This is a genomic window from Williamsia sp. Y844 (genome assembly GCF_056786475.1).
Map to the genome: position 1 here is coordinate 1,993,971 of NZ_JBXCJB010000001.1, position 14,160 is coordinate 2,008,130.

Below are 14,160 nucleotides of genomic sequence, written 5' to 3' on the forward strand. Positions count from 1 at the left end.
TCCTGGGCCAGCCATCAAAGTCCAGTGCATCTTATGGCCCAGTGGCCTCTATGTAGCTACTCGGATGTGTCACCAGCTCGAAGAAAGTGAGTCGGGTCATGCCGGGGTCGGTGGCCGGAGCCCCCGCGCCCGTCGGGTGAGCGGTCTACTGGAAGCGAACGGTGATGTCCGAATGTCCCACGCGGATACGGTCGCCGTCAGCCAATTCCCAGCTGCTGACCTGGACATCGTTGACCGTGGTGCCGTTCGTGGAGTTCAGGTCGTTGAGCAATGCGCTCGATCCGTCCCAGCGAATTTCCACGTGGCGACGCGAGACTCCGGTGTCCGGTAGCCGGAACTGCGCATCCTGTCCGCGACCGATCACGTTGGAACCGTTACGCAATTGAAAGGTGCGGTTGCTGCCGTCTTCGAGAAGCAAAGTGATGGAGCTGGGCGCGTAGCCAGCCGGCGGCGCGTAGCCCTGCCCGGCATAGCCACCCTGCGGATCCGGGGCGGCGTAACCCTGCTGGTCGCCGGTGTAACCCTGCTGGTCGCCGTAACCCTGGTCGTATCCGCCCTGCTGGTAGCCCTGGTCGTATCCGGGCTGTGCGTAGCCGCCCTGCTGGCCGTAGGCGGGCTGCTGCTCGTAGCCACCCTGCTGGTAGCCCTGGTCGTATCCGGGCTGCTGGGCGTAACCCTGGTCGTAGCCGCGCTGGTCGTATCCCTGCTGGTCCGGTGCGCCTGCGCCCGGCTGCTCGGCGGGATAGCCCTGGTTGTAGCCGCCCTGCTGGTAGCCCTGGTCGTATCCGGGCTGTTGGGCGTAGCCACCCTGCTGGCCGTAAGCGGGCTGCTGTTCATAGCCGCCCTGCTGGTAGCCCTGGTCGTAGCCGCGCCGGTCATAGCCCTGCTGGTCGTACCCGTCCTGCTGGCTGTATGCCGCAGGAGCGGCATCGGCGTTCTGGTCTTCGGGCTGGTACGGCTGCTGACCGGGAGGCGGATAGGAGCCCTGTTCGTAACCTCCGCGCTGGTCATATCCGGAGTTCTTGGTCATGGGAACGGCTCCTACTGGTGGGATTCGGTTTGGTCCTGCGGGTTGCGGCCCTGCCTGTGGACGGGGCGGGGGCGGCCCGGGCGGGCCTACCTGTTGGTCACCCGGTGAGGGTACGGGCATCGGGCGAGCATCGGGGTTAACTGCACCTCGAGCCCGGAACTGACCCGTGTGCAGGGTGGGTGACTGGGCAAACTCGACAACCACTTCGCCGTACGTCTGCCACCCGTTGTCTCGGATGAAGTTCTCGAGGTGCTTGGAGAACGTTTTGCGATTCAGTTCGTATTCCGCCGCCATCTCCTGATGGTCGGTCGAACTGACCACCAGGGTGTACGCGTTGGGCGCGAGTTTGCTGCCGTCGCCGAGGTCTTCGAGAAGGTCTTCGGCCTCGCGCTGAAGCGCGTTCTCGACCTCTTGAGGTGCTACTTTGCCGCCGAAGACTCGGGCGAAGCCGTCATCCACCGCACCTTCGAGCTTGCGTTCGATTCTTTGCAGAATCCCCATCACCGACGACCTCCCTCCGCATTGTCAGCGTGTCGGCGTGCCAATCGTGCTTTTTGATGATAGCGACTCATCTGTTTCATGGGCACTCCAGGGAGAACATCTGCACCGTCTGCCACAGATGCCCCATATCCGTCCCACTATCCGTCCCTCCAATATTGCAGTCATCGACAGGGGATGTCGCGCGGCGCGAGATTCATACAGTCACCGAGCCATCGACGGTGACGTGGTCACCGCAGACTTGGGCGAGAAAGTAAACGTAGCCTGGTGGAGGCGATCGAGGTCGCCACCGAGCAGTTGATCCCGGGCGACGAGGTCATCGTGGTCGTCGATCACAACCGTGCGCTGCATGCAGAGCTGGTCAAGCGATACGACTCGGTGATCCGAGTGGTGGGGAACGCCGGCACCCAGGGGTTGTCCGGTGCCCGGAATACCGGCAGTGCACTCGCCGACGGTGCCCCGTGATCGTCTTCCTCGACGACGACGCCTACCTGCGCGCGGGTTCACTGGCCGCCACCCGTCGCGCTTTCGCCGAACCGGACGTCGTGTGCATCGGTGGCCGGGTGGTCGCGGACTGGCAGTCGGGCCGGCCCGGCTGGTTCCCCGACGAATTCGGATGGGTTGTCGGCTGCGACTACCGGGGCCTGCCAGCCGATGGCGGATCGATACGCAACCCGATCGGCGCGGCGATGGCGGTGCGCAGAGCAGAACTGGCTGCGGCAGGTGGATTCAGCAACCGGCTCGGGCGTGTCGGTTCGGTTCCGGCCGGATGCGAAGAGACGCTGATGGGTATCGAACTCCAACGGCAGAATCCGGACGCCCGGATCATCCGACACGAGGGCCTGGCCGTCGACCACCTGGTCACCGCCCAGTGAAGCACGTTGCGCTACTTCGTTTCCGCTGCATGCACGAGGGGCGTTCGAAGGCGGTGCTCTCCACGATGGTGGGATCCGAACGCGGACTGGCCTCCGAACGGTCCTATGTGCTGCGGACGTTGTCGTCGGGGCTCTGGAATCAGGTCCGGGCCGTGCTCGGTGGAGATCTACACGGTGTGACGCGGGCTCTGATGATGGTCGTCGGTCTGGTTGTCACCGCAGCCGCGACGCTGACGTCCTCACTGGTGGCAAAGATCGGTGGGACCGGGTCGGAACCCGAAGGGCACCAGAGTAATCCGGGCACTGCGCTGACGCCCGATGAACTTGTGACGGTGGTGATCCCCACGGTTGGACGGGAGTCGCTGCAGCGCACCGTTCAGGCACTTCTCGATCAGGATCATGAACAGACCGAGATCTTGGTCGTCAACAACCGGCCGGGTCGATCCGATGTCGCCGCATTGCTCAGTGACTTCACCGATCCCCGAATTCGAATCGTCGATGAGGCGAAACCCCGGTGTTGTTCGTACGCAGTCATTTCCGCTACCGCACTGCCGGCCGTCAACGATGACCGCTCAGCTCGACCGGCCCGCATCCGGAAAACCGGGGCAGGGCCTTATGAACACGCCCTCGACGGCGCAGATCCGGTACCCGGGTTCGCAGCAGTGCCGGCACATCGGGCAATCGGATCGATGTCCGCTCCCGGGCGATTGCGGTGGTGTACAGGGCCGGTCGCGACGTGGAGGACTGGTCGGCTCGCATTGCGACATGTGCGACCGAGGTGAGGATCTCGCGGTACCGGAAGCCCCGGAGGTCGGCTTGCCAGGAGGTGTCGAGATCGTGGGCCGCCACTTCGGCCAGTACGTCGTCTCCGATTTTGAACAGGTCAAATGTGTGACTGCTGAAGTGGGTTGAGATCGAACCCGGTCGGTACAGGTACCAATAGAGGGGCTCATCGATGAGGGCCACACGATCGGCGCGCAGCCCGAGGCGCACCAGCGGCGCGAAGTCCTCGTAGCTCTGGCCTTCTTCCCATGGCCGGCTGCCGAGTATCTCCCGCCGAAAAATCTTGTTGCAGGCGTACGCCTTTGCGCCACCCCTGATCAGGAGGTGGGCGAAGTCCTGCCCGGACATCTGCGGGGGTGCCGTAGAGCGGTTCGTCCACCCCGAGGTCGTTGTTGTTCTCGTCGACTCGGCGCGTACGGGTGCAAGCGAAGTCGGCGCCGTATTTCACAATGGCCGTTGCGAGCAACTCGATGAAGTCGGGGTCGGCACGGTCATCACTGTCGAGAAACCAGATCAGGTCACCGGTAGCGAGGTAATCGCGACTGTTGTAGATCGGGATGACCACACTGACCGTGGCGGGGGTGGTGCGCACCGAGAGGAACTCCTGTGACCAGCGCAACGGATTGACCATCCGGGTAGGTGCGTTCTGCTTGGAGAACGCGAACAACCAAAACGTCGACAACAATCCGGTTCGCCTGGCGGCCTGTTCCGGAACCCAGGCACAGCAATGGAATCTGGTGGAGGCGACGCCTTCCACGCCGCCGACCACAACCAACCCGCCGACCACAACCAACCCGCCGACCACGACCACGCCGCCGCCCACAACTCCGGGCCCGTCTCCATCGGGCCAGTCGGTTCCGAAGGCAAACCTGCAGGGGTGGCGCAACATCTTCTGGGACGACTTCACGAAGAATGCTGCGGTGGGCAGCTGGGGCAGCGAATGCGACGCGAACAAGTTCGCCTACACCGGTGCGCAGGGACAGCGGTGGCGGGCCTATCCAAAGTGTTATCGCGACTCCTACAACGCCCGGCCTTACCGGTCAGACGCAGTGCTCAGCGTGAAGAGTGGCGCACTGAATTTCGGGACGGAGAGTTCGATTTTCCGGAAGGGGAATTGGGCGGGACTCCGAATGGCTATCACCACTATGCCGGGGCGGCGGCCTGCCCGGCCTGCCAGGAGACCGCGACCAATCTGACGGCACGGTTCACCGACTGGCACACCTACACGATCGAGTGGAGCCCCGGACGTATCCGATTCCTGCTCGATGGCGCGGTGGTACTCGACAGTCCGCGGAACGTATCGGACAAGCCGATGCGCTGGCAGTTGCAGACCGAGACGAAGGGGACCGGCCCGGCATCGGGAAACCTGCTCGTGGACTGGGTTTCGGTGTGGGCGTACTCGCCCTAGCCGACACGCGCCATCGGAAAGCCTAGAAGGGCTGTCCGAGTAACACTGCGATCAACTGAAATGGCATTGTCACGAACATCGCGGCAACGAAGAGTGGATATCGCACGGGGTCGCCAGCCAGATAACCCTCGGCGAGCCATGCCATCGTGTCTGCTGCAGATCCCATGTGTCTCTTCCCTTCACCGCTTCGATCCGTCGGATTGCCGGTATCAAAAGGATTGTCGACGCCGAAGGCCGCTTTGTTACACAGATCACTTATGGGTTCTGCAGTGGAAACGTCGCTTACGGATGATTTCGGAGCAGTGCAACGGTGTCGCCGACGGCAAGGTTCAGTGCGGCTGCTACCGATTGCTGTTCGTGGACAGTGTCATAGAACGTTGCCGTGAAGGTCATGTCGCCGTCGGCCATCGCCGACGTCACGGTGATCGATGCGTTGCCTGCGGGATCGCTGGCGACCAGGAACTGAGCCGGGGCAGTGTCGTCCCAGGGGATCGTCGCGGTGCGTGGAACGGTGTTCAGGCTCGAATAGAGCAGGGACACACGATATTCGGAGGTATTCGCTGAATCGGATACGGGACGGCTGCGCCCGGCCCGGCAACGACTTACCCTGACCTTGAGACTCGACACCACGAGGTTGGCGACCGGGCGGCCGATGGTGAACGCTTCTGTGATCGCAGTCTGCAGCGATTGCGGCGTGACACCGGGGCCGTAGTCGAAGTCGAGTCCGGCCGCGAAGTTGGCGAGGGTGTGCTTGTTCTTCGGTAGATACAGGCGTGCGTCGAAGGGAAGCGTCACCCGATCGGTTGGTTCGATACCGGCTTTCTCGAAGGCCGCACGCAGGGCCAGCACGATCAACGTCACCACGGAAACCCCGGGCTGGTGCTCATCACGCCACGCTCGTAGCCCGTCCAGACTCGCGGCCGGTATGCGCGCGATCGCGGTTGCCGGGATGGCCGTCACCGCCGCCGGTCGGACGGCGGCATCGGCGGGCTCACGTGTCGCCGAGATGGGCGTCAGGTCGCGGTTGCGGCGGTACCAAACCGCCATCCGGAGTAGACGGCGGGGATCGGCATAGGTGCGCACGGCCGCGGTGATGAGCGGTGGCAGGGCAGTGCGTCGCCACAGGTCAGGATTCAGGGGGTCGACGCCGGCGAGTATGACCTCGATGAACCGGGACAACAGTGCGATGTCGCCGACACCGTGGTTGTAGTCGATCAGCAGGTACTGGCCGGCGACCCCGACTCGGGTTCGCTTGATGCCGGGCTCGCGGAAGGACGTTAGCAGGGCCTGGGGGTCATCGGTGGGTGGGAGGACGACAACCCGGTCCGCGACATCGGCCGAGCACTTCCACCGGTTGTCCGAGGTCGCCCAGAGGCCGATCCGGGCAGCTGGGCCGACCTGGGCGAGCCGGGTGTACCGGTCGAGCACCACCTGTGGATCCAAACCCGAGATGGGGCCGATACCTGTTTCATGGTTCGCTAAGGGTACCCATACAACTGCGTGGAGTGTGGCCCCGGACCGGCAAACCGACGGACTGAACAGCGGATTTCTGTCCGGGTGGCCGATCGTGTTAACGTCTCATAGTTCTTTTCGGAGAGATTCGGAAGGGGCAGCCACGGGCGAGTGGCGGAATGGCAGACGCGCTGGCTTCAGGTGCCAGTGTCCTTCGGGACGTGGGGGTTCAAGTCCCCCTTCGCCCACAGAGAGCAGTTCAGCTCACATGCAGTACAGAGGTCAGGTTGCAGAAATGTAGCCTGACCTTTTGCTTTCTCAGCAAACTCTGCTGGGACTGCCCCGCTTTGGTTGAGTGCAGTGACCTGCCGGGTGCTCGGCTTCTCGGCCCAAGCGTTCTAAATGGCGCAAATGCCCAGTCTCACAGCGTAACCGGGACAATGCCCGTCTGATCAATGCCGCCATGGAGTCGTTCTTCGTCTCCGGCGGCGTAGTGGCGGACAGAACGTCAACGATGAACCAAGGCTCCTAAGTGGTCACACCACGTGCTTCAACAATGTCGGATCCGCTGCTGAGGTAGCCGTTTGCGGTTGAGCGGTGTTGCGAGCCAGGGCCAGTTGTCTGCTTTGAAGTCGCCGCGCTCAAGGCGTGATGGCCGGGCGAACATCGAGACAATCACTGTCGTCGACGGCGAAGATAGGGAGACTGTTCCTTCCAGAGGAACGATCAGGATAGGCCGATTGTCCTGGCAGTATCCGAATCGGCGGAACGTTGAGCGGCCAGTTAGTCGTTGACGGTGCTTCCGGTCACAAAACGCTGTGGTACGGTTTTCGCATCCGTAATGCCAGAGCGTTTCTCTCAAAGGAACGGAGTTGATGTGGCTTCTTCTGCACCGCTAGACGGTGTGCGAGTTCTCGACGTTTCGACAATCCTGGCCGGCCCGCTCGCCTGCCAGATCCTCGGCGACTTCGGTGCCGACGTCATAAAGATCGAGCACCCGCGCGACGGCGACAACATGCGCGGCCACGGCCGCAGCAAAGACGGCGTGCCGATCTGGTGGAAGGAGATCAGCCGCAACAAGCGCACCGTGGCCCTCGACCTCAAGGACCCGCGTGGCGGCGAGGTCTTCCGCAAGCTCGCCCGCACCGCTGACGTCATCGTCGAGAACTTCCGTCCCGGCACCTTCGAGCGGTGGGGGCTCGGTCCCGACGTGCTGCTCGAGGAGAACCCCGGCCTGGTGATGGTCCGCCTCACCGGCTTCGGCCAGACCGGCCCGTACGCCTCGCGCGCCGGATTCGGCACCCTCGTCGAGGCGATGAGCGGTTTTGCGGCGGCCACCGGCCAGGCCGACGGCCCGCCGACGCTCCCGGCGTTCGGGCTGGCCGACAGTATCTGCGGCATCGCCGCGTCGAGCGCGGTCACCATGGCGCTGCGCCACCGCGACAAGACCGGAGAGGGCCAGGTCGTCGATATGAGTCTGCTCGAGCCGATCATGGCCGCCGTCGGCCCCGGCCCGACCGTCTACCAGCAACTCGGCGAGATCGGGCAGCGTCACGGCAACCGCTCCACCAACAACGCGCCGCGCAACATCTACGCCACCAGCGACGACGGCTGGGTTGCCGTCTCAACCAGCGCCCAGCGGATCGCCGAGCGCGTCATGGAGATCGTCGGCCACCCCGAGGTGATCGACGAGCCGTGGTTCGCCACCGGCGGTGGCCGCGCCGAGCACGTCGACATGCTCGACGACTACGTCGGCGGCTGGATCGCGCAGCGCACCCGCGACGAGGTCATAGCCGCGTTCACCCAGGCCGGCGCCGCGATCGGGCCGGTGTACGACGCGAAGGACATCGTCGAGGACCCGCACATCCGCGAGACCCAGATGCTCGTCGAGGTCGACGACGCCGACCTCGGCCCGATGCTGCAGCACAACGTCATGTGGCGGATGAGCAAGTCTCCCGGCGAGATCCGGTTCACCGGCCGTGACCTGGGCGAAGACACCGATGAAGTACTGACGGAGGTCGGTGTGAGCGCCGACCAGATCACCGAACTGAAGGAGAGTGGGGTCATCCGATGACCGATGCATTGCTCAACGCCGTCCAGCAGGGCACGGACGTCATAGACCTGGGACGCGAGCTGCGCGTCGGCATGCCGCAGTCGCCGAACCACCCGCAGTTCTGGCACACCCTGCCGCGCCGCCACGGTGACATGACGCGCGCCGACGGCGGCAGCGCCGCCAACGACATGATCACCATGGGCACCCACGTCGGCACCCACATCGACGCGCTCGCTCACGTCTCGCACGACGGCAAAATGTACGGCGACGTCGACGCCAAGCAAGCCGGTGTCGGCGGCAAGTACGTCGAGCTCGGCGTGCACACCATCGAGCCGATGATCCGCCGTGGCGTCCTGCTCGACGTCGCCGGACTCAAGGGCGTCGAGTGCCTCGACGGCGGCACAGAGATCACCGTCGCCGACCTGGATGCCGCAGAGGCCGCCGCGAAGGTCACCGTCGGCGAGGGCGATGTCGTCCTGATCCGCAGCGGATGGGGCAGCAAGTTCCCAGACGGCGCACCGTATGTCGGCGGCCCGACCGGCGTCCCCGGCGTGAGTGAGGCCGGGGCCCGCTGGCTCGCCGATCGCAAGGTCCACGCGGCCGGCGCCGACACCATCGCTTTCGAGCGCCTCGCGCCGGGCGAGGGCCACGCCCTGCTGCCCGCACACCGCGTTCTGCTGGTCGAGAGCGGGATCTACATCATCGAGGCCATCGACCTGGAGAAGCTCGCCGACGCGGGCTGGGGCGAGTTCACCTTCGTGCTCGTCCCGATGCCGATCTTCGGCGCCACCGGCTCGCCGGTCCGTCCGCTGGCGGTGCGCAGCCGATGACAGAACCGACTCTCGCGCAGCAGCTCGCGAAGTTCGCGGTCGGCACGTCGTACGAGACACTGCCCGCCGACGTGGTGGAGAGCGTCAAGATGCGCGTGCTCGACACGCTCGGCATCGCGACCGCCGCCACCACGCTGGAGACCAGCCGCGCCGCCCGTGAGTGGGCGCGCCGCCAGGGTGTGGCCCGGGACGGCTACGGTACGTCGGGCATCGGTGTCACCGAGCCGCTGCCGGCCGCGCAGGCCGCGTTCGTCAACGGCGTGCTCGCGCACTCCCTCGACTACGACGACACCCACCTCCCGTCGGTTCTGCACCCGAGCGCCTCGGTGGTCCCCGCGGCCCTGGCCGCCGCCGAGCAGGCCGGCGCCGACGGCCGCGCGGTGATCCGCGCGATCGCCGTCGGACTCGAGGTGTGCGTGCGCATCGGCATGGCCGGCTACGACCGTGAGGCGGGCAACTCGACGTTCTTCGAGCACGGCCAGCACGCCACGTCGATCTGCGGTGCGATGGGCGCCTCGGTCGCCGCCGCCCTGCTCGACGGCGCCGACGAGAAGCGCATCGTCGACACGCTCGGCGTCGCCGCGTCGATGGCCTCGGGAATCATCGAGGCCAACCGCACCGGCGGCACCGTCAAGCGCATCCACTGCGGGTGGGCCGCGCACGCCGCGATCAGCGCCGCCGAACTCGTCGGCCTCGGACTGACCGGCCCGCCGACCGTCCTGGAGGGCCGCTTCGGCTTCTTCCAGGCGTGGCTGCACGGCACGTTCGACGCCTCGGAGATCACCGACGGACTCGGCACCGAGTGGGCCGTCCCGGGCATCTTCTTCAAGCCGTACCCGGCCAACCACTTCACGCACGCCGCCGTCGACGCCGCCGCCGCACTGCGTGGGCAGGGCATCGGCGTCGACGACGTCGCCGAACTGATCCTGGGCGTCCCCGAGCAGAACAAGCGCACCATCGGCGAGCCGATCGAGGTCAAGCGCACGCCGGAGACCGGCTACATGGCGCAGTTCAGCGGACCGTACGCGGTGGCCATCGGCCTCCTCGGCGGCGGCGGACTGGGGGCGGGCCTGGATGACTACACCGACGAGCTGGCCGTCGATCCGCGTCGCCGCGAGATCATGGCCAAGGTGGACGTCGTCGCCGACGCCCGCTGCACAGAGATCTTCCCGGAGCAGTTCCCCGCGGTCCTGACCGCGCGGCTGACCGACGGCCGGGAGGTCGTGGCCGAAGTGCTCACGACACGGGGCGGGCCGGCACGGCCGCTGTCCTTCGAAGAATTGACCGCGAAGTTCCGGGACAACGCCCTGCGGGTGCTGTCGACCGACGAGGCGGACCAGTTGGCCGACACCTGTCGCCGACTGGACGAGTGCGCCGACCTGCGAGGCCTGCTGGCTCCGCTCACCGGTATCGACGCACCGACCCCCGGCTCGCACTGACGAGTCCCACCAAGACTGATAGCCGAAGTTGAAGGAGCGAGAACAATGGCTGAATTCGATCTGGTCATCAAGGGCGCCCAGGTGGTGCGTCCCAGCAGTGAGGCACCAGAGCTGCTCGACGTCGCCGTCTCCGGCGGCACCTTCGCTGCGATCGAGGCGGACATCGACGCCGACCGCGCCGCCGAGGTCGTCGACGGCACCGGCAAGCACCTGTTTCCGGGCGTCGTCGACGTTCACCAGCACTGGGGCATCTACAACACGCTGTCCGAGGACGCTGCCACCGAGTCGAAGGCGTCTGCACAGGGCGGTGTCACCAGCGGCATCACCTACATGCGCACCGGTGCGTACTACTTGAACAAGACCGGCCCGTACAACGAGATCTTCCCGGAGGTCCTGGAGGCCACCAAGGGTCGCGCGTACACCGACTACGCGTTCCACATCGCTCCGATCATGAAGGAGCACATCGACGAGATCCCCGACCTGATCGGCAAGTTCGGCGTCCCGTCGTTCAAGATCTTCATGTTCTACGGCGCGCACGGCCTGCACGGCCGCTCGACCAACCAGGCGTCGTTCTTGATGCTGCCGGAGGACCAAACCTACGACGTTGCGCACTTCGAGTTCGTCATGCGTGGCATCGAGAAGGCCCGCCGCGACCCGCGTTTCGCGAAGGATAAGGACAACATCTCGCTGTCGCTGCACTGCGAGACGGCCGAGATCATGCGCGCCTACACCAAGCTGGTGGAGGACGAGGGCAAGCTCACCGGTCTGGAGGCCTACAGCGCTTCGCGTCCGCCGCACTCGGAGGGTCTGGCCATCACCATCGCGTCCTACCTGGCGCACGAGACCGAGCTGCCGAACATCAACCTGCTCCACCTCACCTCGCGTAAGGCGATCGAGGCGGCCATGACGATGCAGCAGGCGTTCCCGCACATCAATTTCCGTCGCGAGGTGACCGTCGGCCACCTGCTCGCGGACTTCAACACCGCTGCCCCGGGAGGCAAGGTGAACCCGCCGCTGCGTTCGCGAGACGACGTCGAGTCTCTGTGGGAGCACGTCATGGCGGGTAACTTCTCGTGGGTCACCTCCGACCACGCGTGCTGCAAGGACGAGGCCAAGTTCGGTGAGCCCCGCGAGGACGTATTCCTGCAGAAGTCGGGGTTCGGCGGCGCCGAGTACCTGCTCCCGGGCATGGTCAGCGAGGGCCGCAAGCGTGGCCTGAGCTACCCGCGCATCGCCGAGCTCGTCTGCAAGAACCCGGCCGACCGCTACGGCATGGCGAACAAGGGCGACATCGTCGTCGGCTACGACGCGGATTTCTGCCTGCTCGACGACACCGTCGACTACACGGTGCGCGCCGCGGACTCGCTGTCGGTCCAGGAATACACCCCGTTCGAGGGCTTCAACCTGACCGCCAAGGTCACCGACACCTTCCTCCGCGGCAACGGCGTGTTCCGCGACGAGAAGATCATCGGCGAGCCCGTCGGCCAGTTCGTCCGTCGTTCGGGCGTCGAGGCCTGATCCACGGCTGAACACCACGAGAAGGGGCGCGACCGGAATCCGGTCGCGCCCCTCTGCGTGGTCTGCGGCGATCCGGGACCGAAGTGGGGGCGCCGACGAGGTGGGGGTGTCGAGCGCGTCACGCGCGCTGCAGGGTCTCCTGCGCGGCGCGGATCACAGCACCGTCGATGAGTCGACCGTGGGCGTCTACGGTCACTCCGCCATCGGCGGCGGCAAAGCGGTCGAGGATGTCGCGTGCGGCGGCGACCGCGGCATCGCTCGGTGCCAGCACCTCGTGGATCACCGGGATCTGGCCCGGGTGGATCGCAGTGCGCGACCGGAAACCGAGTTCGACGAGCTCACGGGTGCTCCGGGCGAATGCGTCGAGGTCCCTGAAGTCGGTGGAGGTCGGTGCCACCGGCGCCGGCAGCCCGGCAGCGGCCGCGTTCAGCACGACCTGCGCCCGTAGGCCTGTCACGGCGGAGACGGTCGCGTCGCTGCGCGCCATGCGTAGATCGCCGAGCAGATCCACCTCGCCGACCGCGAACGTGGTGAGCCGCGGATGCCGCGCCAGCACCGGAAGATCGAGGATCGCGGCGGCGTCTTCGACGAGACCGACCACCGGGAGCCTGCCGACGCCGCGTTCGGCCTCCAGCCGCTCCAGGAGTTCGCCGACGGCGTCGAGGATGGCCACCGAGCACTTGGCCAGCAGGATGCCCGACAGTGCCGGCCAGACGACGGCGTCGCAGTCGGCGTCGGCGAACGTCGGGTCGACGCGCACCCACGTCTGCGCGCCCTCACTGCTCGATCCACGCCTGATGAGGAAGTCGCGTACCGCGGCGCGGGCGGCGCCCTTGTCGGCGAGGGGAACGGCGTCTTCCAGGTCGAGGACGACGGCGTCGGCGAGGCCTGCGACGGCCTTACCGAACAACGGCGGCTTGTTGGCGGGGACGTAGAGGAACGACCGGGGGAACACAGCGGGTCCTTTCACGGAGGGCAGGAAGAAGCGTCAGGAGCGGATGCGCTCGGTGATCGCCCGGGCTGCGTCGACGACGAGGGCGCCGTGCGCCTGGTGCGAGTCGAAGTCGTACCGGAAGGCCGGGCCCGACGAACTGATCGAGCCCATCACGTTGCCCGCGGCGTCGAAGATCGGTGCGGCGATCGAGGCCGCGCCGGTGCCGCGTTCGTCGAGCGAGATCGCGTATCCGCGCTCGCGGATCTGGTCGAGTTCCCGCCGGTAGCCGTCCTCATCGAAGTCCGGATTGATCGACCGGAGGTCGTGCACGGCGTCGTCGATGAACGACCCCGGCAAGAACGCCAGGATCGCACGGCTGGACGCGCCGAAGTGTAGTGGCAGCCGGACGCCGATCTCCACGACCATCTTGACCTCCTGCGGCGACTCAACTTGATCGAGGTAGACGCGCTCCTTGCCGGTGAGCACCGACAGGGTGATCGTTTCCTGTGTCTGGTCGCGGAGTCGGCGCAGGATCGGTGCAGCCAGCGAGCGCACGTCGATTTGGCTGAACGCACGCGCCGACAGTGCCGCGGCCGCCGGACCGAGCATGTACTCGGAGGTGTCGGGCACCGTCTGTAGCAGCGAGCGGGCGACGAGGGAACGCAAGATGCGATGCACCACCGCCTTGCTCAACGACAGGCTTCGCGCGATCGCCGAGACACCGAGCGGGGCGTCAGACCGGGCGAACAGCAGCAGGACATCGGCCACGCGGTCGGCCGCCTCGGTGCCGCCAGACGTGGCGGTGCCCATCGGGGTTGTGTCTGCCATCAAAGGCCTCCCTTTTGCCGTCGGCGAGCGCCGACACGGCGGTGATCGCCTCGTTGGCCCAGTCGGCGCCGCCGACTGACAGTAGCTTGGCAGGCTTGGCCGCAACGTCGGAGTAGGCGAGGCCAGGCACAGCCGCGGCCGGCACGTCGAGTGTGATCGCGACCGCACGGTTGGCGACCAGCGGTTCGATGTGCCCGGGCCTCACACGTGCTGCGATTGCGAAGCTCAGCGCCGCGTAGTGGCAATCCGATTCCACCGGACTGTTTCTTCTATCGGAACGCTCGATTGCGAGCTCCGCCGATCTCATGCGTCGCACCCGATCTGCCGAGTTCCGTGAAAATATGGCCTTACCGCACCCTTTTCCACGGTTTAAGAGTAACGCACGGCACATTTGAGGTGAGTGGCGTCACATGCTAGGTTGAGATTCATCGCGTGTTACGTTCCGTCTAGCGGAACACTTGTCGAGGTGTGTTGGATTCGGAGTCCGAGTAGGAATGGACGCCACGTCAGGA

15 protein-coding genes and 1 tRNA gene are annotated in these 14,160 nt (G+C 65.9%); 9 read left to right on the forward strand and 7 right to left on the reverse strand.

What is annotated here, in order from left to right:
- Nucleotides 1–145: 145 nt before the first annotated feature.
- The gene (locus AC1TQG_RS08970; RefSeq protein WP_482136571.1) at nucleotides 146–1,531 is read right to left on the reverse strand and encodes a DUF3662 and FHA domain-containing protein; all 1,386 of its coding nucleotides are present in this window, start codon (nucleotides 1,529–1,531) and stop codon (nucleotides 146–148) included.
- Nucleotides 1,532–1,795: 264 nt separating this feature from the next.
- Between AC1TQG_RS08970 and AC1TQG_RS08975 the strand changes: the two genes are divergently transcribed.
- Genes AC1TQG_RS08975 through AC1TQG_RS08985 form a run of 3 tightly spaced genes read left to right on the forward strand, consistent with a single transcriptional unit; the run spans nucleotide 1,796 to nucleotide 3,185 of the window.
- Nucleotides 1,796–1,993, forward strand: coding sequence for a glycosyltransferase family A protein (locus AC1TQG_RS08975; RefSeq protein WP_482136572.1), 198 nt, complete (start codon nucleotides 1,796–1,798; stop codon nucleotides 1,991–1,993).
- The gene (locus AC1TQG_RS08980) at nucleotides 1,990–2,403 is read left to right on the forward strand and encodes a glycosyltransferase family protein (RefSeq protein WP_482136573.1); all 414 of its coding nucleotides are present in this window, start codon (nucleotides 1,990–1,992) and stop codon (nucleotides 2,401–2,403) included. Before AC1TQG_RS08975 ends, AC1TQG_RS08980 begins: the two co-directional genes overlap by 4 nt.
- Before the next feature lie 29 nt (nucleotides 2,404–2,432).
- On the forward strand, nucleotides 2,433–3,185 hold the full coding sequence (locus tag AC1TQG_RS08985; protein WP_482136574.1) for a glycosyltransferase family 2 protein: 753 nt from the start codon (nucleotides 2,433–2,435) through the stop codon (nucleotides 3,183–3,185).
- 167 nt (nucleotides 3,186–3,352) lie between these two features.
- Here AC1TQG_RS08985 and AC1TQG_RS08990 read toward each other — a convergent pair whose 3' ends face one another.
- Nucleotides 3,353–4,141 (reverse strand): glycosyltransferase, encoded by a 789-nt coding sequence (locus tag AC1TQG_RS08990; protein WP_482136575.1) that lies wholly within the window; start codon nucleotides 4,139–4,141, stop codon nucleotides 3,353–3,355.
- 159 nt (nucleotides 4,142–4,300) lie between these two features.
- On the opposite strand from AC1TQG_RS08990, the gene AC1TQG_RS08995 reads away from it, so the two are divergent.
- On the forward strand, nucleotides 4,301–4,594 hold the full coding sequence (locus tag AC1TQG_RS08995) for a glycoside hydrolase family 16 protein (RefSeq protein WP_482136576.1): 294 nt from the start codon (nucleotides 4,301–4,303) through the stop codon (nucleotides 4,592–4,594).
- A 22-nt stretch (nucleotides 4,595–4,616) separates the two neighbouring features.
- Here AC1TQG_RS08995 and AC1TQG_RS09000 read toward each other — a convergent pair whose 3' ends face one another.
- Both AC1TQG_RS09000 and AC1TQG_RS09005 read right to left on the reverse strand, forming a co-directional pair.
- The gene (locus AC1TQG_RS09000) at nucleotides 4,617–4,760 is read right to left on the reverse strand and encodes a hypothetical protein (RefSeq protein ID WP_482136577.1); all 144 of its coding nucleotides are present in this window, start codon (nucleotides 4,758–4,760) and stop codon (nucleotides 4,617–4,619) included.
- 116 nt (nucleotides 4,761–4,876) lie between these two features.
- Complete coding sequence (locus tag AC1TQG_RS09005; RefSeq protein ID WP_482136578.1) at nucleotides 4,877–6,025, reverse strand: hypothetical protein; 1,149 nt, start codon at nucleotides 6,023–6,025, stop codon at nucleotides 4,877–4,879.
- A gap of 186 nt (nucleotides 6,026–6,211) precedes the next feature.
- On the opposite strand from AC1TQG_RS09005, the gene AC1TQG_RS09010 reads away from it, so the two are divergent.
- The 5 genes from AC1TQG_RS09010 to AC1TQG_RS09030 all read left to right on the forward strand — a co-directional run bounded on the left by AC1TQG_RS09010 (nucleotide 6,212) and on the right by AC1TQG_RS09030 (nucleotide 11,886).
- Nucleotides 6,212–6,294 (forward strand) — tRNA-Leu (locus tag AC1TQG_RS09010).
- 629 nt (nucleotides 6,295–6,923) lie between these two features.
- Nucleotides 6,924–8,120 carry a CaiB/BaiF CoA transferase family protein gene (locus AC1TQG_RS09015; RefSeq protein WP_482136579.1) on the forward strand — a complete coding sequence of 399 codons (1,197 nt, stop codon included), beginning with the start codon at nucleotides 6,924–6,926 and terminating at the stop codon, nucleotides 8,118–8,120.
- A complete protein-coding gene (locus AC1TQG_RS09020; protein WP_482136580.1) occupies nucleotides 8,117–8,929 on the forward strand; it encodes a cyclase family protein in 813 nt (270 codons plus the stop codon). The genes AC1TQG_RS09015 and AC1TQG_RS09020 overlap by 4 nt, the downstream gene beginning before the upstream one ends.
- Nucleotides 8,926–10,368 (forward strand): MmgE/PrpD family protein, encoded by a 1,443-nt coding sequence (locus AC1TQG_RS09025; protein WP_482136581.1) that lies wholly within the window; start codon nucleotides 8,926–8,928, stop codon nucleotides 10,366–10,368. Before AC1TQG_RS09020 ends, AC1TQG_RS09025 begins: the two co-directional genes overlap by 4 nt.
- Before the next feature lie 45 nt (nucleotides 10,369–10,413).
- Nucleotides 10,414–11,886 (forward strand): dihydroorotase, encoded by a 1,473-nt coding sequence (locus tag AC1TQG_RS09030; RefSeq protein WP_482136582.1) that lies wholly within the window; start codon nucleotides 10,414–10,416, stop codon nucleotides 11,884–11,886.
- A gap of 118 nt (nucleotides 11,887–12,004) precedes the next feature.
- Here AC1TQG_RS09030 and AC1TQG_RS09035 read toward each other — a convergent pair whose 3' ends face one another.
- Genes AC1TQG_RS09035 through AC1TQG_RS09045 form a run of 3 tightly spaced genes read right to left on the reverse strand, consistent with a single transcriptional unit; the run spans nucleotide 12,005 to nucleotide 13,955 of the window.
- A complete protein-coding gene (locus tag AC1TQG_RS09035; RefSeq protein WP_482136583.1) occupies nucleotides 12,005–12,856 on the reverse strand; it encodes an HpcH/HpaI aldolase/citrate lyase family protein in 852 nt (283 codons plus the stop codon).
- A gap of 18 nt (nucleotides 12,857–12,874) precedes the next feature.
- Nucleotides 12,875–13,648, reverse strand: coding sequence for an IclR family transcriptional regulator (locus tag AC1TQG_RS09040; protein ID WP_482136584.1), 774 nt, complete (start codon nucleotides 13,646–13,648; stop codon nucleotides 12,875–12,877).
- Entirely contained in the window at nucleotides 13,554–13,955 is a 402-nt protein-coding gene (locus tag AC1TQG_RS09045; protein ID WP_482136585.1) for a hypothetical protein, read from the reverse strand. The genes AC1TQG_RS09040 and AC1TQG_RS09045 overlap by 95 nt, the downstream gene beginning before the upstream one ends.
- Nucleotides 13,956–14,160: the final 205 nt, after the last annotated feature.